Genomic DNA, 20,402 nt, shown 5'->3' on the forward strand with positions numbered 1-20,402 from the left:
GGTTATGAAACACTGATTGATTTTAGCGATGGCAGCATCGACCGAGCAGCGCTCTGTCGGCTGCCGTCTGCACCGTTTTTGAAAGGTTTGAAGCATGCGCGTCCTGATTGCTGAACACGACCACCCCGTGTACGCCCAACTGTTGCGCGAGGCGGCACCGGACCTGGAGGTGCTGACCAGCGGTGATTCCGCCGAACTGGCCGGCCAGGCCGCCGATTGTCCGGTATGGCTCGGCCAGCCTGATCTGCTGGCGACCCTGTTACGCCAGGGCCATCAACCGCAATGGCTGCAATCGACCTGGGCCGGCATTACGCCGCTGCTGGCCGATGGCTTGCCACGGCACTATCGATTGACCCGTGCAGTGGGCATCTTCGGGCAAGTCATGGCCGAATACGTGCTCACCTATATGCTCGGTCACGAACGTGAAGTGCTGGCGCGACTGGTCAGCCAGGTCGAGCGCAAATGGGACAGCCGCCATGGCCAGAGCCTGGCGGGGCGCAAGGTGTTGATCGTCGGCACCGGTGATATCGGTCAGCGTGTCGCGCAGTTCCTCGTGCCGTTTGGTGTCGAGTTGTATGGCGTTGCCAGCAGCGCGCGGGAACAGGCGCCGTTCATCGAAGTCGGTTCACTGGCGGATCTGCCGCGGCTGGTCGGTGAAGTCGATTACGTGGTCAATCTGCTGCCGAATACGCCGCAAACCCACGATATCTACGACGCGGCGCTGTTCAAGCAATTCAAGCCGACCGGGTTGTTCATCAATGCCGGGCGCGGTGTGGCGGTGGTCGATGCGGATCTGGTGGAAGCCTTGAAGGAAGGGCATCTGGCGGGCGCGGTGATCGACGTGTGCCGTCAGGAGCCATTGCCCCAGCGGCATCCGTTCTGGACAGCCTGGGGCCTGCTGCTCACCGGCCACAGTTCGGCACCGACTTCGCCGTCGATGATGGTGAAGCTGTTTGTCGAAAACCTGCGGGCGTTTCAGGCGGGAGAGGCGTTGCGCGGGGAAGTGGATTTCGATCGCGGGTATTAAATCCAATGCGATCAAAGTGTGGGAGCGGGCTTGCTCGCGAATGCGGTGTGTCAGTCGACAATCACAGTGACTGACACACCGCATTCGCGAGCAAGCCCGCTCCCACATTGGTTTTTCGGTGTGGCTTAGAGAGTGAAGTCGCCTTCAGCCGCCAACTCGCTCAACGGACGACGCGGGCTTGGCACTTCGCGGGCCTGCAGGTAATCCGCCAGGCTGGCCTTGTCTCCCAGCTTGCCCACCGCGACGGCGGCGTGCAGGGCGTAGCCTTCAGGAATGTTCAGCTCTTTGCGGGTCAGTTCCTGGTCGAAGCCGGCCATGCCGTGGGTGTGCCAGCCGCTCAGGCTCGCTTGCAGGGCCAGGTGGCCCCAGGCGGAACCGGTGTCGAAGGTGTGCCACAGGGCCGGGGTTTCTTCGGTGGCGCCAGGCGCGGTGAAGGTGGTTTTCGAAATCACGATCACCAGGGCCGAAGCATGTTGCGCCCAGCTGCGGTTGAATTCGTTCAGCAGTCCCAGGTAGCGTTCCCAGTTCGGCGTATCGCGACGTGCGTAAAGAAAGCGCCAGGGTTGCGAGTTGTAGGCCGAAGGTGCCCAGCGCGCGGCTTCGAAGAAGCTCAGCAGGGTTTCTTCGGCAATGGCTTCGCCAGTGAAGGCGCGGGGCGACCAGCGATCGGTGAACTGAGGGTCAATGGTGTAATCGGCAACGCGTGGGTTGGCACTCATCAAGAGATTCCTTGCAGGTTTTGAAAGTGGGAGCGACGAAAAACCCTACTTGGCAGCGCAGAAACTGACAAGCCCGTTCTACCGACAGTCGCCAATGCTTGGCCCACGGGGTTTCGGGCACTAGACTGGCGGCCTTTTCACCACCTGATGTCGATGCTCGAACCATGGCCGCCAAAGTAGAACCGTTCTGGATACGCAAGACCCTCGATCAACTCGATCAGGAGGAATGGGAGTCGCTGTGCGACGGCTGTGGATTGTGCTGTCTGCAAAAGCTTGAAGACGAAGACGACAACAGCGTCTATTACACGCGCATCGCCTGCAAACTGCTGGACCTGAAAACCTGCCAGTGCACGGATTATCCTAACCGTCGCGACACTGTGCCGGACTGTATCCAGCTCACGCCGGGCAAGGCCGACGAATTCAAATGGCTGCCGCCGACGTGCGGCTATCGTCTGGTCAGCGAAGGCAAGGACCTGCCGTTGTGGCATCACCTGGTGTGCGGTGATCGCGATGCCGTGCACCATGAGCGGATCTCCCAGTCCGGGCGCATGCTCGCCGAAGGCAGCGTGCCGGAAGACGACTGGGAGGATCACCTGATTTTCCGCGCGGGCTGACTGCCTGAGGTTCAACCTTTCACGAAGGAGTGTGTATGGCTGTGGGATGGCGGCAGGCGTGGGGCGTTGGATTACTGGCCGTGAGTGCGCCCGTATGGGCAGCGAACAAGGTCGATCTGGATTATCACGTGCGCCTGTTGCCGAAGAACGATCAGGCCGAAGTGCGCCTGACGCTCGCCCAGGGCTCGGCGGTACGCAGCCTGGATTTCGACTTGGGCGACGGCAGCCACTACAGCGATTTCAAGGCCGACGGCCAATGGCAACTGACCCCGGGCAAAGCGGCGCGGGGTGTCTGGCGTCCAGCGACTGACAAGGCCAGCCTGACGTATCGGGTGAGTATCAACCATGGGCGCAAGAACGGCAGCTTTGATGCTCGCATGACGCCAAACTGGGCATTGATGCGCGGCGACGATCTGGTGCCGCCTGCCAGGCTCGATCAACAGGATGGCATCGAACTGGTTTCACGCCTTGAATTCGAGCTGCCCGGTGTCTGGAAAAGCGTCGAAACCGCGTGGCCACGGATCGGCCAGAACAAGTTCCGTATCGATAACCCTTCCAGGCTGTTCGACCGGCCCACGGGCTGGATGCTCGCCGGCCAGCTTGGCAGTCGCCGTACCCGTCTGGGCGAGACTGAAGTTACCGTCGCCTCGCCGCTGGGGCAGGGCATGCGGCGTATGGATGTGCTGACGCTGCTGACTTTCGTCTGGCCGCAAGTGCAGGCGCTGTACCCGCGACACCCGGGCAAACTGCTGATCGTCGGGGCCAATGATCCGATGTGGCGTGGCAGCCGGTCGGCGCATGAGTCGATCTACCTCAACAGTCGCCTGCCGTTGGTCAGCGAAAGCGGCTCCAGCGCCCTGGTCCGCGAGTTGGCTCAGGTGTTCGGGCGGATCAACGGCACAAAGCGCAGTGACTGGATCAATGAAGGCTTTGCCGAGTATTACGCCATCGAACTGGTGCGCCGGGCCGGCGGCATGAGCGATGAACGCTACGAGAGCCTGCACGGCAAACTGGTCAGGGCCAGCCAGAAGGTCAGCACGCTGCGCAGTGATCGGGTCAACCCGGCGCAGGTGGCCAGGGCGGTGGTGTTGCTGCAGGAACTGGATCGCGAGATTCGTCTGAAAACCCACAACAAGCGTTCACTGGACGACGTGTTGCGCGGGGCGATGCAGCAGGGGGAAATCGATACCCAGGCGTTTGTTCAGCTCAGCGAGAGCGTGATAGGTGGGTCTTCAAAAGTACTCAGTACCGAGTTGATTCAGTAACACCGTCATTCGCGAGCAAACCCGCTCCCGCATCAGATTTCTGATTTCTTCAAAAAATCAAATTGACACCCAATCGTATGATGATTAGCGTAGTCCTCCATCGCATACGGCTTGGAGGTGCTCATGTCCAACAGCTTTCATGCTACGACGGTCGACTGGCTGGGATGCTGGCTGGCCACGGGGCAGGTCAGGCCGGGTGAGTCACTCAAGGTCGAAGCCGACCTCGGCGAACAACTTGGCGTGAGCCGTACGGTCATCCGCGAAGCGATCAAAACCCTGGTTGCCAAAGGCATGCTCGAAGTCGGCCCGAAAGTCGGCACGCGGGTGTTGCCGGTGCGGCGCTGGAACCTCTTCGATCCGCAAGTCGTCGGCTGGCTGTCGCGCAGCGGCTTGCCGGAAAACTTCGTCGACGATCTGCTCGATCTGCGTCGCACCATCGAACCAATGGCCGTGCGCTGGGCCTGCGAGCGCGCAACCGGCGAACAGGTGGACGCGATCCTGTTGGCCTGCAACGCACTGGAACGGGCGGTGGACAGCGGCATCGATTACAACCGTGCCGACCAGCTCTTCCACGAGTGCATCCTGGCCGCCAGCCACAATCAATTCATCGAACAAATGGTTCCCGCCCTCGGCGCGTTGCTGGCGGTGGCCTTTGAAGTGTCCGCCGCCGACCCGGATGAACTGCGCCGCACCTTGCCGATTCACCGGGACCTGGCCGAGGCTATTGCGGCCCGTGATACCGCTCGGGGCGTCTGGGCCTGCATGACCCTGATCGATAACGCCGCCCTGGCGATCAAGCGTTACTACCCGCAAGTCATGGCCGATAAAAAGGCCAGCTGAGAACTTGAACCCCTGTAGGAGCGAGCTTGCTCGCGATGCTTTATCAGCTACCACGAGACCGACTGACACACCATCGCCAGCAAGCTGGGTCCTACATCATAAAAACAAGAACCATGCAGGAGGTTTCATGACGTTGACGGCGGTTACCGGGCATCGGGCGAAACTGGGCGAAGGTCCGTTCTGGGATGCGCCGACCCAGGCCCTGTATTGGGTGGATATCGCGGGTAAACAGGCGTTGCGGTTGATCGGCGCCAACGTGCAGATCTGGCAGATGCCGGAGCATGTGTCAGCCTTCATCCCCTGTGAAAGCGGCGACGCGCTGGTGACATTGAGCAGTGGCGTGTATCGGCTCGATCTCGATTCACCGGGCCTGGCGCCGCGCCTGACCTTGTTCTGCGTGGCCGATCCGCAACCGGGCAATCGCCCCAACGAAGCCCGCTGCGACGCCCAGGGCCGGCTCTGGCTCAGTACCATGCAAAACAATATCGGAGAACAGGGTGAAGACCTGCCCATCGTGCGCCGTTCGGGTGGACTGTTTCGCATCGATCGTACCGGGCGGGTTGTGCCGTTACTGCGCAACCTGGGCATTCCCAACACGCTGTTGTGGAGCGATGATGCCACCCGCGTTTATTTCGGCGACAGCCTCGATGGCACCATGTATCGACACTTCATCCGCAGCGACGGCGCCCTCGATGCGCCGCAGGTCTGGTTTGGCCCGCACGGGCGCGGCGGCCCGGACGGCTCGGCGATGGATGCCGAGGGTTTTATCTGGAATGCCCGTTGGGATGGACACTGTCTGCTCAGGTTGAGCCCTGACGGCAAAGTCGACCGGACCATCGAACTGCCGATCAGTCGTCCCACCAGTTGCGTGTTCGGCGGTGAGGACCTGAAAACCCTGTACATCACCAGTGCGGCGAGTCCGCTGGGACATCCGCTGGATGGGGCGGTGCTGTCGATTCCAGTGGATGTGCCCGGGAAGCGTTGCACGCGTTTTGCGGGTTAAGTCCCATAATATGGGATGCGAATATATATATTGAGATTTATCGCGGGCCAGGTTTATAGTCGGCCTCACCAGTTACATGCACTCACACTCAAAAAAACAAAACAGGTGAAGTGATGCAGCGAAATTCCCCCGTGCTCCCTTGCGCAGACAGTGCCGCAGAGCGTTTTCAAGCTGAAACGTTTTCGCTTTCACCTGTTTTCTTCCACAACGCCTTTTGACCGGCCATCGACTGATGTCCGGTTTTCGTCGTGTTTTCGAAAAGGAGTCTTGAACCATGGCTGAACCGCTGTCATTGCCCCCGGTGCCCGAGCCGCCCAAGGGTGAGCGCCTCAAAGACAAAGTCGTGCTGCTGACCGGTGCCGCCCAGGGCATTGGCGAGGCCATTGTGGCGACCTTTGCGTCCCAGCAGGCCAGGCTGATCATCAGCGACATTCAGGCCGAGAAGGTCGAGAAGGTCGCGGCGCACTGGCGCGGACAGGGCGCCGACGTAGTGGCGATCAAGGCTGACGTTTCACAGCCGCAGGATCTGCAGGCGATGGCCAGGCTGGCGGTCGAGCGACACGGCCGGATCGATGTGCTGGTCAACTGCGCCGGGGTCAACGTGTTCCGTGATCCGCTGGAAATGACCGAGGAAGACTGGCGTCGCTGCTTTGCCATTGACCTCGATGGCGCGTGGTATGGCTGCAAGGCGGTGCTGCCGCAGATGATCGAGCAGGGCATCGGCAGCATCATCAATATTGCCTCGACCCATTCCTCCCACATCATACCGGGCTGCTTTCCCTACCCGGTGGCCAAGCACGGCTTGCTCGGGCTGACCCGCGCGCTGGGCATCGAATATGCGTCCAGGGGCATTCGTGTCAACGCCATCGCACCGGGCTATATCGAAACCCAGATCAATATCGATTACTGGAACGGTTTCGCCGATCCTCACGCTGAGCGCCAGCGTGCGTTTGACCTGCATCCACCCAAACGCATCGGCCAGCCGATTGAAGTGGCGATGACTGCGGTGTTCCTGGCCAGTGATGAAGCGCCGTTCATCAATGCCTCGTGCATCACCATCGATGGTGGGCGCTCGGTGATGTACCACGACTGAGTGGCCGGGCTTTCAGGCGTCCTGGTTCGCCTGAAAGTCAATCATCATACGATATGACTATTGGCAGTACGGTTTACCGCCCAGGCTTTACAGAACGCTTTCAAAGAACGCTCAACAAAAATAACAAGGAGTCAGCTTATGAATCGTCGTCATGCTATCCGTTCCCTGTGCTGTGCCGCGTTGGCGGTCTCGGCGGTCAGCCTGAGCAGCACGCTGCTGGCGGCCGAGGAAGTGAAAATCGGTTTCCTGGTCAAGCAGGCGGAAGAACCCTGGTTCCAGACTGAGTGGGCGTTTGCCGAAAAGGCCGGGAAAGAGAAGGGCTTCACCCTGATCAAGATCGCCGTGCCGGACGGTGAGAAAACCCTGTCGGCCATCGACAGCCTCGCGGCCAATGGCGCCAAAGGCTTCGTGATCTGCCCGCCGGACGTGTCCCTCGGCCCGGCAATCATGGCCAAGGCCAGGCTCAACGGGTTGAAGGTGATCGCTGTCGATGACCGTTTCGTCGATGCCAGCGGCAAGTTCATGGAAGACGTGCCGTACCTCGGCATGGCCGCGTTCGAAGTCGGCCAGAAGCAAGGCCATGCCATGGCCACCGAGGCGAAGAAACGCGGCTGGGACTGGAAAGACACGTACGCGGTGATCAATACCTACAACGAACTCGACACCGGCAAGAAGCGCACTGACGGTTCGGTCAAAGCCCTGGAAGACGCCGGCATGCCGAAGGACCACATCCTGTTCTCGGCCCTCAAGACCCTCGACGTGCCGGGCAGCATGGACGCCACCAACTCGGCGTTGGTGAAACTGCCGAGTGCAGCGAAGAACCTGATCATCGGCGGCATGAACGACAACACCGTGCTCGGCGGTGTGCGCGCCACCGAGAGCGCCGGGTTCGCTGCGGCCAACGTGATCGGCATCGGCATCAACGGTACCGACGCCATCGGCGAGCTGAAGAAGCCCGACAGCGGCTTTTATGGTTCGATGCTGCCGAGCCCGCACATCGAGGGCTACAACACCGCAAGCATGATGTACGAGTGGGTCACCACCGGCAAAGAACCGGCGAAGTACACCGCCATGGATGACGTGACGCTGATCACCCGCGACAACTTCAAGCAGGAACTGGAAAAGATCGGCCTGTGGAACTGACGGCCATTGATTTCAGCGGCGGCCTCGGCGACGAGGTTGCCTGTCCGGTTTGAAGAGGTGGGTTATGCACGCGCAAACACATACACAACAACACAGCGGCAGCTTGCGTTTCAACGGGATCGGCAAGACCTTTCCCGGGGTGAAGGCGCTGGACAGCATCAGCTTCGTCGCCTATCCGGGGCAGGTTCATGCCTTGATGGGCGAGAACGGCGCTGGTAAATCGACGCTGCTGAAAATCCTCGGCGGGGCCTACATACCCAGCAGCGGAGCCTTGCAGATCGGCGAGCGGACGATGGACTTCAAGTCCACCGCCGACAGCATCGGCAGTGGCGTCGCGGTGATCCACCAGGAGCTGCATCTGGTGCCGGAAATGACCGTGGCCGAGAACCTGTTTCTCGGGCATCTGCCGGCCAGTTTTGGCCTGATCAATCGCGGCGCCCTGCGCCAGCAGGCGCTGGCCTGTCTCAAAGGCCTGGCCGATGAGATCGACCCGCAGGAGAAAGTCGGGCGCCTGTCTCTCGGTCAGCGGCAACTGGTGGAAATCGCCAAGGCGCTGTCCCGTGGCGCCCATGTGATTGCCTTCGACGAACCCACCAGCAGCCTTTCGGCACGGGAGATCGACCGCTTGATGGCGATCATCGGCCGGCTGCGGGACGAGGGCAAAGTGGTGCTCTACGTCTCCCACCGCATGGAAGAAGTGTTCCGCATCTGCAATGCGGTGACGGTGTTCAAGGACGGACGATACGTGTGCACGTTCGACGACATGAGCGAGCTGACCCATGATCAACTGGTCACCTGCATGGTCGGGCGCGACATCCAGGACATCTACGATTACCGCCCGCGCCAGCGCGGTGCGGTGGCGCTCAAGGTCGACGGTCTGCTTGGGCCGGGGTTACGCGAGCCCGTGAGTTTCGAGGTGCACAAAGGCGAGATTCTCGGGTTGTTCGGGCTGGTGGGCGCGGGTCGCACCGAGCTGCTGCGCCTGCTCAGCGGCCTGGCGCGAAACCGCGCCGGACAGCTGAAACTGCGTGGCCATGAACTGAAGCTGCGTTCACCCCGGGATGCGATTGCCGCCGGGATCCTGTTGTGCCCCGAGGACCGCAAGAAGGAAGGCATCCTGCCGCTGGCCAGCGTCGCCGAAAACATCAACATCAGCGCCCGCGGCGCCCATTCCACCTTCGGCTGCCTGTTGCGTGGCCAGTGGGAGAAAGGCAACGCCGACCAGCAGATCAAGGCGCTCAAGGTAAAAACACCACACGCCGGGCAGCCGATCAAGTTTCTATCCGGTGGCAATCAACAGAAGGCCATTCTCGGTCGCTGGCTGTCGATGCCGATGAAAGTGTTGCTGCTCGACGAACCGACCCGCGGCATCGACATCGGTGCCAAGGCCGAGATCTACCAGATCATCCATAACCTGGCGGCCGAGGGGATCGCGGTGATTGTGGTGTCCAGCGACTTGATGGAAGTCATGGGCATTTCCGACCGCATCCTGGTGCTGTGCGAAGGCGCGCTGCGTGGCGAACTGAGCCGCGACCAGGCCAACGAATCCAACCTGCTGCAACTGGCTTTGCCGCGCCAACGCGCCGACGGCGTGGCGAACTGAGAGGTGACTATGATGACAACCCAAAACAACACCCTGCCGACTACACGCAAACCGCTGGATATGCGGCGCTTTCTAGATGACTGGGTAATGCTGCTGGCGGCCGTCGGAATCTTCGTACTCTGTACCCTGATGATCGACAACTTCCTGTCGCCGCTGAACATGCGTGGCCTGGGGCTGGCGATTTCCACCACCGGCATTGCCGCGTGCACCATGTTGTATTGCCTGGCGTCCGGGCATTTCGACTTGTCGGTGGGCTCAGTGATTGCCTGTGCCGGGGTGGTTGCGGCGGTGGTGATGCGTGACACCAACAGCGTGTTTCTCGGTGTCTGTGCGGCGCTGGTGATGGGCCTGATCGTCGGGCTGATCAACGGCATCGTCATCGCCAGGCTGCGGGTCAACGCGCTGATCACCACGCTGGCGACCATGCAGATCGTGCGCGGCCTGGCCTACATCTTCGCCAACGGCAAGGCGGTGGGGGTGTCCCAGGAATCGTTCTTCGTGTTCGGCAACGGCCAGATGTTCGGCGTGCCGGTACCGATCCTGATCACCATCATCTGCTTCCTGTTCTTCGGCTGGCTGCTGAACTACACGACCTACGGGCGCAACACCATGGCCATCGGCGGCAATCAGGAGGCGGCGTTGCTGGCCGGGGTCAATGTCGACCGGACCAAGATCATCATCTTTGCCGTGCATGGCGTGATCGGCGCGTTGGCCGGGGTGATCCTGGCGTCGCGCATGACCTCCGGGCAACCGATGATCGGCCAGGGTTTCGAGCTGACCGTGATCTCGGCCTGTGTACTGGGCGGGGTCTCGTTGAGTGGCGGGATCGGCATGATCCGGCACGTGATTGCCGGGGTGTTGATTCTGGCGATCATCGAGAATGCGATGAACCTGAAGAATATCGATACGTTTTATCAGTATGTGATTCGCGGTTCGATCTTGCTGCTGGCGGTGGTCATTGACCGACTGAAGCAGCGCTGACATTCATTTCCTCTGTAGGCGCGGGCTTGCCCGCGAAGGTCTGTCTGAAATGTAAATGTTGGATATGACGACGCCTTCGCGGGCAAGCCCGCTCCCACAGGGTTCTGCCTTCACACATTGAGTGCTGGTGTGGCATAGATCCTGTGGGAGCGGGCTTGCTCGCGAAGGGGCCATCAGCTTCAGTACATTTATCCTGGCTTCACTATTGGCTGATGTTGCTGTCCTCGTCCTCGGTGGTGCTCGAGCCGAGACCACCGCTGCCGGGCGTTTTTCTGTTCGGCAAGTCCACCCCTCCCTGACGCCCCATGTCATTGCCCTGGATGCGCGGGTCGGTGCCGGTGGACGGAGGCAGGTTGTGGTCGATCGTGGTGCCGTCGGTGTTCATGCCGGGGGCACTCTGGATGGCCGGCGCCCTGGGCTTTTCCACCGGATTGGTCGGGCCGGTGCTCGAGCCGAGGGTCCCGGCGAACGAGGCACAAGACAGCAGGGCGGTGAGGGCGAGGGCGGTCAACCTGGACAGGATCATGGTGTTGTCTCCAACGGGTAGAGTCCTTACCTGATTAGTCCGTCCTCGCCCGGGATAGGTGCGTTGTTAGCGACGGACGGCTCAGGCCTGTGTCAATGCCCTGACCGCTGCTGCCCTTCGCCAGATCAATCGGCCTGCGGTGATCAACCAGTTGAGCGCAGCAACCGCCAGCACGGTGAGCAGCAGTGTGGCCATGCCTTGCTCGACGATGATTTTCCCGGCCAGCAAGGGGAAGCCGAACACACCGATGAAATACGACAGGCTGAACAGCAGCAAGGATTGCGCGGTGTTGCCGGGCGGCGCCTCATTGGCGGCCAGGCCGTTGATCACCGAGTAGGTCAGGCCGTAACCGGTCCCGAGCATCACCGCCGCGAGCACGTAGCTGAAGCTGCTGTCGACGACAAAACCGAACATGACGATCGATGCCAGCATCAGCCCCGAAAGCAGGCACGAGGCACGCAATGGATCGCGCTTGACCACAAACCCGGCAACCAGCATTCGGCCACTGATCGCCGCGCTCATGAAGCCGAGGAAGAACAGCGAGTAGTCGAGCGAGCGCGCTGCGGCATAACTGGTTTGAAAGCTCGACAGCCCGCCGAACACGCAGCCGCCAAGACCGACCATGATGATCGCAAAGACAGCCCTGGACGACAGCACCTGACCCGCGGCACGCCACGAAATCCGCGACACGCTGCCCGATGGCAGAGGGGCCTGATTCAATTTCCGCTGCAGTCGCCAGAACAGCACCACACCGACCAGGCTGGCCAGTGCTGCCAGATAAAACGCAGCGGTTACCGGGTACCCGAGGGCACTCGCGGCGCGGCCGAGCAGCGGGCCACTGCCGATCCCGGTCATCATGCTGCCCGACAGCAGGGCGAAGTATCTGGCGCGCTGTGCGGGTGTCACCAGGCTTGCCACGATGATCGGCCCGAGGGTGTAGAACACGCCCCAACCCAGGCCCAGCAGTAGGCCAAAAAACAACAGCAGAGGGCCGAAGCCCGGGGTCAGGGCGAAGCCCAGGCTGGCCGCTACCAGCAACACACCGAACAGCGCCACCGACCGGGCGGCACCGAGCAAGTCGGACAAATGACCGGAAACGATCACTGCCGCAAAGGTGCTGAGCATCGCCGCCGAAATCACACTGCCGGCGTCGTGTTCGTTGCCGCCACGCGCGTTGATCAGCAGCGACAGCAGGAAGGTCGAGCCATAGGACAATGACAGCAGGTAACTGGCAAGGCAAAACAGGCCGAACAATTTGCTTGAGACTGGGGGTGTTGCGGTAGACATGACGCGGTTCCTTGACCGGATAAGTGAGCAGCGCCGCTATCTAACCACGCAGTGCCTGATTGTCAGGTTCAAGGTTATCGATGCCAGGGTTAGTGGCGGCCGGAGTGAAGCCTCTGCGCTGTTGTGGCGAGGGAGCTTGCTCCCGCTGGCCTGCGAAGCAGGCCCTTTCTCAATGACTGCGTTCCACCAGAAAGACTCAAGTGTTCTTTTTGGGGTTGCTGCGCAACCCGGCGGGAGCAAGCTCCCTCGCCACAGGCAAGCCCCCTCGCCACAGGCCACGTGTCGCCTTAGTATGGCGTTTTCAACTTTTGACAAGGCACGTCCATGACGATCGAAATCCGCCCGGCGACCCCCAGTGATGCACCGCAAATCCTCGCGTTCATCACTGAACTGGCCGACTACGAACGTGCCCGCCATGAAGTCATCGCCAGCGTTGCCGATATCGAGCGCAGCCTGTTCAGCGAAGGCGCCACGGCCCATGGCCTGATCTGCCTGCGCGACGGCGCAGCCATCGGTTTCGCGGTGTTCTTCTTCAGCTATTCCACCTGGTTGGGCAGCAATTGCCTGTACCTCGAAGACCTTTACATCACTCCGGAGCAGCGCGGCGGTGGCGCAGGCAAGACCCTGTTGCGGCATCTGGCGAAAATCGCCTGCGCCAACGACTGCGGCCGTTTCGAATGGAGCGTGCTGGAGTGGAATACGCCGGCCATCGACTTCTACAAATCCCTGGGTGCGCAGCCGCAGGAGGAGTGGGTCCGGTATCGGATGGACGGGAAAGTATTGCGCGAGTTCGCCGAGGGCAGTTGAGCCGTATCCCCTGTAGGAGCGAGCTTGCTCGCGAAGAAATCGAAAGCACCACGGGGTGTCAGGTTTTCCGCTTAATCGTTGACGACCATCGCTAGCAAGCTAGCTCCAGGGGAATGCATTCCAGGGAGCTACCGTAGGCGGTGGTTTTTTTTGTCTTAATCTCAATATATGGGATGATAATTTATATATTGAGATTTTGCGTCGCGTGGGTTTATAGTCCCGCTCACTCACTGCCAAAAACCAAAACAGGTGAAGCGATGCAGGCGCAATTGATCGCGCTCGACTGGGGGACAACCTCATTACGTGCTTACAAACTGACTGAAGGCGGGCAGGTGCTCGAACAGCGTTCGCTGGCGTCGGGGATCATGCAGTTGCCCAAGGCGCCTCGAATCATTGGCGGCCGGGAATGCACCGACGGTTTTGAACTGGCTTTCGATGAGGCATGCGGTGACTGGCTCGATGCCCAGCCGCAATTGCCGGTGATTGCCTGTGGCATGGTCGGCAGCGCCCAGGGCTGGTGCGAAGCGGCGTACCGCGACACGCCGGCGAACGTCGCCACGCTCGGCACTTCCTTGCAAACCGTTCGCAGCCTGCGTGGCGTCGATGTGCACATCGTGCCCGGCGTCATCGAGCGTTCACGTCTGCCGAACGTGATGCGCGGCGAAGAAACCCAGGTGCTCGGTGTGCTGCAAAACCTGGCGGGCGAGGCGAGCGCGGACCTGCTGATCGGCCTGCCGGGCAGTCATTCGAAATGGGTGGAAGTGGCCGACGGCTGCATCGTGCATTTCGATACCTTCATGACTGGCGAAGTCTTCGCCGTGCTCAGCGAGCACAGCATTCTCGGGCGCACCCAGCAGCGTGGCGGGTCTTTCGAGGGGGATGCGTTTGATCGTGGCGTGCAGGTCGCGTTGTCGGCGGACGGTGAAACCGGTCCGCTGTCGACCCTGTTCAGTGCCCGTAGCCTGGGCCTCACGGGTGAATTGAGCGCCACCGCTCAGGCCGATTATCTGTCCGGCCTGCTGATCGGCCACGAGTTGTCGGCCCTGGCCAATGTCCAGCGGCGTCGGCGCAACAGCGTGCACCTGCCGTCGATCATCCTTATCGGCAATACCCAACTCTGTGCCCGCTACCGCCGTGCGCTCGACGCCTGTGGTTTTACCCGGGTGACCCTGGCCGAACAGGCCACCGAACGCGGATTGTGGCAACTGGCGCTCGCCGCCGGTCTGGTCTCGTCCACCGCATCCCGTTAAACCTGCCTGGAGGTCTGACATGCTCAAACAAGCGCTGGCGCAAAACGGCTTGATCGCGATCCTGCGCGGCTTGCGTCCACAGGAAGCTGCCGCTATCGGCGAAGTCCTGTACGCCGCCGGATTTCGCGTCATCGAAGTGCCGCTCAATTCCCCTGAACCGTACGACAGTATCCGCATCCTGCGCAGTACCTTGCCTGCCGATTGCCTGATCGGTGCCGGCACGGTGCTGACGCCGGAGCAGGTCGAACGGGTGAAAGTGGCGGGGGGCCAGGTGATCGTCATGCCCCATAGCGATCCGAAGGTCCTGCGTGCGGCGAAAGCGGCGGGGCTGTACCTGTCGCCCGGTGTCGCCACGCCGACCGAAGCCTTTGCGGCGCTGGCCGAAGGCGCGGACATCCTCAAGCTGTTCCCGGCCGAGCAAATGGGGCCGGCAGTCGTCAAGGCCTGGCTGGCGGTACTGCCGGCCGGGACAATCCTGGCGCCGGTCGGTGGCATTACCCCGGACAACATGCAGGTGTTTATCGACGCGGGCGTCAAAGGTTTCGGCCTCGGCTCCGGTCTGTTCAAACCGGGCATGACGCCTGCGCAGGTGGCGGCCAATGCCAAGGCCTATGTCGCTGCCTGGAAAGCCCTTCGCTAAGACTTTTTGGCGCTGCGAGCGCTGCATCCATAAGAGAGACAACAGATGAAAATCACCAAATTGACCACCTTCATCGTTCCGCCACGCTGGTGCTTCCTCAAGGTCGAAACCGACGAGGGCGTCACCGGTTGGGGCGAGCCCGTGGTCGAAGGCCGCGCCCACACCGTTGCCGCTGCCGTTGAAGAATTGTCCGATTACCTGATCGGTAAGGACCCGCGCAACATCGAAGACATCTGGACCGTGCTCTATCGCGGCGGATTCTACCGTGGCGGTGCGATCCACATGAGCGCCCTGGCCGGTATTGACCAGGCCTTGTGGGACATCAAGGGCAAGGCGCTGGGCGTGTCGGTCAGCGACCTGCTGGGTGGTCAGGTGCGGGACAAGATTCGCGTCTATTCGTGGATCGGCGGCGACCGTCCGGCGGACACGGCGCGTGCTGCCAAAGATGCGGTCGAGCGCGGTTTCACTGCGGTGAAAATGAATGGCACCGAAGAGCTGCAATTCCTCGACACCTTCGACAAGGTCGACCAGGCCCTGGCCAACGTCGCCGCCGTGCGCGATGCGGTCGGCCCGAACGTCGGCATCGGCGTGGACTTCCATGGCCGGGTGCACAAACCCATGGCCAAGGTGCTGATGAAGGAGCTTGATCCGTACAAGCTGATGTTCATCGAAGAGCCAGTGCTCAGCGAAAACTACGAAGCGCTGAAAGAACTGGCACCACTGACCAGCACACCGATTGCCCTCGGTGAGCGCCTGTTCTCGCGCTGGGATTTCAAGCGCGTGCTCAGCGAAGGCTATGTCGACATCATCCAGCCGGATGCGTCCCACGCCGGTGGCATCACCGAAACCCGCAAGATCGCCAACATGGCCGAAGCCTACGACGTGGCGCTGGCGCTGCATTGCCCGCTGGGGCCGATTGCCCTGGCGGCCTGCCTGCAACTGGACGCGGCTTGCTACAACGCATTCATCCAGGAGCAGAGCCTGGGCATCCATTACAACGAGAGCAACGACCTGCTCGACTACGTGAAAGACCCACGGGTGTTCGACTACGACCAGGGCTTCGTGAAGATCCCGAACGGCCCGGGCCTGGGCATCGAGATCAACGAGGAATACGTGATCGAACGCGCCGCCATCGGCCACCGCTGGCGCAACCCGATCTGGCGCCATGCCGATGGCAGTTTTGCCGAGTGGTGAGTGATCTCTAACCCACCACATATCCCTGTGGGAGCGGGCTTGCTCGCGAAGAGGGCGGCACATTCAACATAGATGTTGACTGACACTCCGCTTTCGCGAGCAAGCCCGCTCCCACACTCGATCTCCATCGGCAGTGGATCCGAGTACACACAAGACTTGAATCGACCTCAATAACCATAAGAAGAGGCACCCCCCATGCAACCGCAAACCCTCACCGGGCAGGCGTCCTTGGTGACGCCCAGCCGCAAGCGTTTTTTCATCATGGTGCTGTTGTTCATCACCGTGGTGATCAACTACCTGGACCGCAGCAACCTGTCGATTGCCGCCCCGGCATTGACCAGTGACCTGGGCATCGACCCGATTCATGTCGGCCTGATCTTCTCTGCCTTCGGCTGGACCTACGCCGCCATGCAGATCCCCGGCGGCTGGCTGGTAGACCGCGTACCGCCACGCATCCTGTACACGGCAGCGCTGCTGCTGTGGTCGATTGCCACCGTGATGCTCGGCTTCGCCGGCAGCTTCATCGCGCTGTTCGTGTTGCGCATGGCGGTTGGCGCCCTGGAAGCGCCGGCCTATCCGATCAACAGCCGCGTGGTCACCACCTGGTTCCCCGAGCGCGAGCGTGCCACGGCCATCGGTTTCTACACCTCCGGGCAATTCGTCGGCCTGGCCTTCCTGACACCGGTGCTGGCCTGGCTGCAGCACGAATTCGGCTGGCACATGGTGTTCGTCACCACCGGCGCGGTAGGCATTCTGTGGGCCGTGATCTGGTACGCGGTGTATCGCGAGCCACGGGATTTCAAAGGCGCCAATGACGCTGAAATCGACTTGATCCGCGAGGGCGGTGGGCTGGTGGATATCCAGGCCGAACAGGCCAAGGTCAAAACCAAATTCAGCTGGACTGACCTGGGGATTGTCCTGACCAAACGCAAGCTCTGGGGTATCTACCTCGGCCAGTTCTGCCTCAACTCGACCCTGTGGTTTTTCCTGACGTGGTTCCCGACCTACCTGGTGAAATACCGCGGCATGGACTTCATCAAGTCCGGCCTGCTGGCGTCGCTGCCGTTTCTCGCGGCCTTTGTCGGCGTACTGTGCTCCGGTTTCTTCTCGGACTTTTTGATCCGTCGCGGTTACACGGTGGGTTTCGCCCGCAAGTTGCCGATCATCAGCGGTTTGCTGATTTCCACCTCGATCATCGGCGCCAACTTCGTTGAGTCGACGCCGCTGGTGATTGCCTTCCTCGCGCTGGCATTCTTCGGCAACGGCCTGGCTTCGATCACCTGGTCACTGGTGTCGACGCTCGCCCCGGCGCGTTTGCTCGGGCTGACCGGCGGGGTGTTCAACTTCATCGGCAACCTGGCGGCCATTGCCACGCCGATCGTGATCGGCTTCCTCGCCACGGGTGATTCCTTTGCCCCGGCGATCACCTACATCTCGGTGTTGGCATTGATTGGCGCACTGTCCTACATCTTGCTGGTGGGCAAGGTCGAGCGTATCAAGTTGTAGTCGTGGCACGCGGGCGACCATAATGCCGCCCGTTCACTCGCTCAACGGTAAAGGCTGGATATGCAGGAAGACGCCCCAAAAATCGCCAAGGACGCCGCACCCACCGGCACCCAAACTCTGCTTCGCGGTTTGGGTGTGGTTCATGCCGTGGCCAGCGGCGCCCGCGATCTCAAGGAAATCGCCCGGCTGATCGGCACCACGCGCAGCACCACCCATCGCCTGGCCAGTTGCCTGGTGGACGAGCGTTACCTGCGGGTGGTGCCGCAAGTCGGCTATCTGCTGGGGCCGAAACTGATCGAGTTGGGGTTTCAGGCCCGTGAAGAGTTGCCGTTGGTGACCCTGGCCGGGCCGTATCTGGATGAGTTGTCGGCGTTGACCGGCGACACCATTCATCTGGCGATCCGTGAAGGCGACGAAGTGCTGTACCTGCACAAGAACCCGGGTCGCAATGGCCCGGAAATGCGTTCGCGGGTCGGCCATCGCATGCCGCTGGCGCGCACCGGGATCGGCAAGGCGCTGATGCTCGATGATTCGCCGCAGGAGTGGCAGCGCCTGTACGAAGTCAGCCTGCCGGTGGGTGGAAAAAACCAGTTCTGGCCGCAGCACCCGGAGCAATCCTGGGAGCAGTTCGAGCAGCGCATGGTCGAGTACGTGGCCGGCGGCTACGCCTTCGATCTGGAAGATAACGAGCCGTCGATCCGTTGCGTGGCGGCGCCGGTGCGCGATGCCAGCAAACGCATCGTCGCCGGCATCAGCATCGCCAGTACCGTGCCGTACATGCCGCTGGAGAAAATGGCCGAGCTGATTCCGTTGATCAAGGGGGTCACGGCACGGCTGTCAGCGGAGCTGGGCCTCAAGGTCTGATTCGACCCCCTTGTGGGAGCGGGCTTGCTCGCGAAAGCGGTGTATCAGTCGACATCAATGTTGAATGAATGACCGCTTTCGCGAGCAAGCCCGCTCCCACATGGGGTTTGTGCTGTTGCATCAATGCCAGGCAACAAAAAGGCCCCCATTCGGGAGCCTTGATGTTCAGCGGTCGGCTTACATGTTCGGGTAAGTCGGGCCGCCAGCGCCTTCCGGCGTCACCCAGGTGATGTTCTGTGCAGGATCCTTGATGTCGCAGGTCTTGCAGTGAACGCAGTTCTGGGCGTTGATCTGGAAGCGCTTCTCGCCGTCTTCCTTGGTGATCACTTCATACACGCCGGCCGGGCAGTAACGCTGTGCCGGTTCATCGTACAACGGCAGGTTCTTGCTGATCGGGATGCTCGCATCGGCCAGCTTCAGGTGGCACGGCTGCTCTTCTTCGTGGTTGGTACCGGAGATGAACACCGAGCTGAGTTTATCGAAGCTGATCTTGCCGTCCGGTTTCGGGTAGTCGATCTTCTTGCAGTCGGCCGCCAGTTTCAGGCACGCGTAATCCGGCTTGGTGTCGTGCAGGGTGAACGGCAGTTTGCCGCCGAAGATGTTCTGGTCGAGCCAGTTGAAACCGCCGCCGACGATGGCGCCGAACTTGTGGATCGCCGGGCCGAAGTTGCGGCTGGCGAACAGTTCGTCGTAGAGCCAGCTCTTCTTGAACGCGTCGACATAGGTGGTCAGTTCTTCGCTGCCGTCCTTCTCTGCGAACAGTGCCTCAGCCACCGATTCAGCGGCGAGCATGCCGGACTTCATGGCGGTGTGGCTGCCCTTGATCTTGGCAAAGTTCAGGGTGCCGAGGTCGCAACCGATCAGCGCGCCACCCTTGAAGACCATCTTCGGCAGCGAGTTCAGGCCACCCTTGCAGATGGCGCGAGCGCCGTAGCTGATGCGCTTGCCACCTTCCAGGTACTGCTTGAGCACCGGGTGATGCTTGAGGCGCTGGAACTCGTCGAAAGGCGACAGGTAGGTGTTGCTGTAGGACAGGTCGACGATCAGGCCGACGACGACCTGGTTGTTTTCCAGGTGATAGAGGAACGAGCCACCGGTGTTCTCGGTGCCCATGATGTCCATCGGCCAACCGGCGGTGTGCACCACCAGGCCTGGCTGGTGCTTGGCCGGGTCGACTTCCCAGATTTCCTTCAGGCCGATGCCGTAGTGCTGGGCATCAGCGTCAGTGTCCAGGTTGAAGCGCTTGATCAGCTGCTTGCCGATGTGGCCACGGCAACCTTCGGCGAACAGCGTGTATTTGCCACGCAGTTCCATGCCCGGGGTGTACAGGCCTTCTTTCGGATGGCCTTCGCGATCGACACCCAGGTCGCCGGTGATGATCCCGCGCACCACGCCGTTCTCGTCGATCAGTGCTTCCTGAGCGGCGAAGCCCGGGTAGATTTCCACGCCCAGGTTCTCGGCCTGCTGGGCCAGCCAGCGGCACAGGTTGCCCAAGGAGATGATGTAGTTGCCTTCGTTGTGCATGGTCTTGGGCACAAAGAAGTCTGGAACTTTCTGCGCGCTGTCAGCGTTCTTCAGCACGAAGATGTCGTCACGGGTGACGGGGGTGTTCAGCGGCGCGCCGAGTTCTTTCCAGTCCGGGAACAGTTCGTTCAGGGCGCGTGGTTCAAACACGGCACCGGACAGAATGTGAGCACCGACTTCGGAGCCTTTTTCGACCACGCAGACGCTGATTTCCTTACCGGCTTCGGCGGCCTTCTGCTTCAAGCGGCAGGCGGCGGAAAGACCAGCGGGGCCGGCACCGACGATGACGACGTCGAATTCCATGTATTCGCGTTCCACAGGTTATCTCCTACTCAAGGCTCAACAGTTTTTTTTCTAATTTGGAGGTTGGGTGTCGCATCCATGAATTCCGGCGCAACGCCGAAAGCGGACAATCGATTGACCACCTTTCTCTTTGGGTGGCGCATTATATCTACACCACTCTCAGCGTCCAATACAAACGTTTGTTTGAATTGGCTCAAAGCCAGAGAAATCAAA

The 20,402-nt window shown here is 61.1% G+C and carries 19 protein-coding genes; 15 read left to right on the plus strand and 4 right to left on the minus strand.

What is annotated here, in order from left to right:
• Positions 1 to 94 precede the first annotated feature (94 nt).
• Positions 95 to 1,027 carry a D-2-hydroxyacid dehydrogenase gene (locus BSF40_RS19270; protein WP_095966304.1) on the plus strand — a complete coding sequence of 311 codons (933 nt, stop codon included), beginning with the start codon at positions 95 to 97 and terminating at the stop codon, positions 1,025 to 1,027.
• A 125-nt stretch (positions 1,028 to 1,152) separates the two neighbouring features.
• On the opposite strand, the gene BSF40_RS19275 is transcribed toward BSF40_RS19270, so the two are convergent.
• Positions 1,153 to 1,746, minus strand: a complete 594-nt coding sequence (locus tag BSF40_RS19275) for a nitroreductase family protein (RefSeq protein WP_095966305.1) — start codon at positions 1,744 to 1,746, stop codon at positions 1,153 to 1,155.
• 164 nt (positions 1,747 to 1,910) lie between these two features.
• Between BSF40_RS19275 and BSF40_RS19280 the strand changes: the two genes are divergently transcribed.
• The 8 genes from BSF40_RS19280 to araH all read left to right on the plus strand — a co-directional run bounded on the left by BSF40_RS19280 (position 1,911) and on the right by araH (position 10,288).
• Positions 1,911 to 2,360 (plus strand): YcgN family cysteine cluster protein, encoded by a 450-nt coding sequence (locus tag BSF40_RS19280; protein ID WP_007984794.1) that lies wholly within the window; start codon positions 1,911 to 1,913, stop codon positions 2,358 to 2,360.
• A 35-nt stretch (positions 2,361 to 2,395) separates the two neighbouring features.
• Positions 2,396 to 3,625: a hypothetical protein gene (locus BSF40_RS19285; protein ID WP_095966306.1), complete on the plus strand. Its 1,230-nt coding sequence runs from the start codon at positions 2,396 to 2,398 to the stop codon at positions 3,623 to 3,625.
• A 123-nt stretch (positions 3,626 to 3,748) separates the two neighbouring features.
• Positions 3,749 to 4,465, plus strand: coding sequence for a FadR/GntR family transcriptional regulator (locus BSF40_RS19290; RefSeq protein WP_095966307.1), 717 nt, complete (start codon positions 3,749 to 3,751; stop codon positions 4,463 to 4,465).
• Positions 4,466 to 4,592: 127 nt separating this feature from the next.
• Positions 4,593 to 5,468, plus strand: a complete 876-nt coding sequence (locus BSF40_RS19295) for an SMP-30/gluconolactonase/LRE family protein (RefSeq protein ID WP_095966308.1) — start codon at positions 4,593 to 4,595, stop codon at positions 5,466 to 5,468.
• Positions 5,469 to 5,742: 274 nt separating this feature from the next.
• Complete coding sequence (locus BSF40_RS19300; protein ID WP_007977027.1) at positions 5,743 to 6,561, plus strand: SDR family oxidoreductase; 819 nt, start codon at positions 5,743 to 5,745, stop codon at positions 6,559 to 6,561.
• A gap of 138 nt (positions 6,562 to 6,699) precedes the next feature.
• Entirely contained in the window at positions 6,700 to 7,704 is a 1,005-nt protein-coding gene (locus BSF40_RS19305; RefSeq protein ID WP_095966309.1) for a substrate-binding domain-containing protein, read from the plus strand.
• 64 nt (positions 7,705 to 7,768) lie between these two features.
• The gene (gene araG / locus BSF40_RS19310) at positions 7,769 to 9,307 is read left to right on the plus strand and encodes an L-arabinose ABC transporter ATP-binding protein AraG (RefSeq protein ID WP_095966310.1); all 1,539 of its coding nucleotides are present in this window, start codon (positions 7,769 to 7,771) and stop codon (positions 9,305 to 9,307) included.
• Between the two features lie 12 nt (positions 9,308 to 9,319).
• A complete protein-coding gene (araH, locus tag BSF40_RS19315; RefSeq protein WP_095966425.1) occupies positions 9,320 to 10,288 on the plus strand; it encodes an L-arabinose ABC transporter permease AraH in 969 nt (322 codons plus the stop codon).
• A gap of 202 nt (positions 10,289 to 10,490) precedes the next feature.
• On the opposite strand, the gene BSF40_RS19320 is transcribed toward araH, so the two are convergent.
• Positions 10,491 to 10,814, minus strand: a complete 324-nt coding sequence (locus tag BSF40_RS19320; RefSeq protein WP_095966311.1) for a hypothetical protein — start codon at positions 10,812 to 10,814, stop codon at positions 10,491 to 10,493.
• A gap of 81 nt (positions 10,815 to 10,895) precedes the next feature.
• Positions 10,896 to 12,101, minus strand: a complete 1,206-nt coding sequence (locus BSF40_RS19325; RefSeq protein ID WP_095966312.1) for an MFS transporter — start codon at positions 12,099 to 12,101, stop codon at positions 10,896 to 10,898.
• 324 nt (positions 12,102 to 12,425) lie between these two features.
• On the opposite strand from BSF40_RS19325, the gene BSF40_RS19335 reads away from it, so the two are divergent.
• The 6 genes from BSF40_RS19335 (at position 12,426) to BSF40_RS19360 (ending at position 18,362) form a co-directional block, all read left to right on the plus strand.
• Entirely contained in the window at positions 12,426 to 12,908 is a 483-nt protein-coding gene (locus tag BSF40_RS19335; RefSeq protein WP_007977016.1) for a GNAT family N-acetyltransferase, read from the plus strand.
• 257 nt (positions 12,909 to 13,165) lie between these two features.
• Positions 13,166 to 14,158 carry a 2-dehydro-3-deoxygalactonokinase gene (locus BSF40_RS19340; protein WP_095966314.1) on the plus strand — a complete coding sequence of 331 codons (993 nt, stop codon included), beginning with the start codon at positions 13,166 to 13,168 and terminating at the stop codon, positions 14,156 to 14,158.
• A 19-nt stretch (positions 14,159 to 14,177) separates the two neighbouring features.
• On the plus strand, positions 14,178 to 14,798 hold the full coding sequence (locus BSF40_RS19345) for a 2-dehydro-3-deoxy-6-phosphogalactonate aldolase (RefSeq protein WP_095966315.1): 621 nt from the start codon (positions 14,178 to 14,180) through the stop codon (positions 14,796 to 14,798).
• Positions 14,799 to 14,843: 45 nt separating this feature from the next.
• Positions 14,844 to 15,992 (plus strand): galactonate dehydratase, encoded by a 1,149-nt coding sequence (dgoD, locus tag BSF40_RS19350; protein ID WP_095966316.1) that lies wholly within the window; start codon positions 14,844 to 14,846, stop codon positions 15,990 to 15,992.
• A 195-nt stretch (positions 15,993 to 16,187) separates the two neighbouring features.
• Positions 16,188 to 17,498 (plus strand): MFS transporter, encoded by a 1,311-nt coding sequence (locus tag BSF40_RS19355; RefSeq protein ID WP_095966317.1) that lies wholly within the window; start codon positions 16,188 to 16,190, stop codon positions 17,496 to 17,498.
• A 60-nt stretch (positions 17,499 to 17,558) separates the two neighbouring features.
• Complete coding sequence (locus BSF40_RS19360; protein ID WP_095966318.1) at positions 17,559 to 18,362, plus strand: IclR family transcriptional regulator; 804 nt, start codon at positions 17,559 to 17,561, stop codon at positions 18,360 to 18,362.
• Positions 18,363 to 18,539: 177 nt separating this feature from the next.
• Here BSF40_RS19360 and BSF40_RS19370 read toward each other — a convergent pair whose 3' ends face one another.
• The gene (locus BSF40_RS19370) at positions 18,540 to 20,204 is read right to left on the minus strand and encodes an electron transfer flavoprotein-ubiquinone oxidoreductase (RefSeq protein WP_095966319.1); all 1,665 of its coding nucleotides are present in this window, start codon (positions 20,202 to 20,204) and stop codon (positions 18,540 to 18,542) included.
• Positions 20,205 to 20,402: the final 198 nt, after the last annotated feature.

This window comes from Pseudomonas sp. ACN5 (assembly GCF_002303975.1).
Lineage (GTDB): Bacteria > Pseudomonadota > Gammaproteobacteria > Pseudomonadales > Pseudomonadaceae > Aquipseudomonas > Aquipseudomonas laurylsulfatiphila.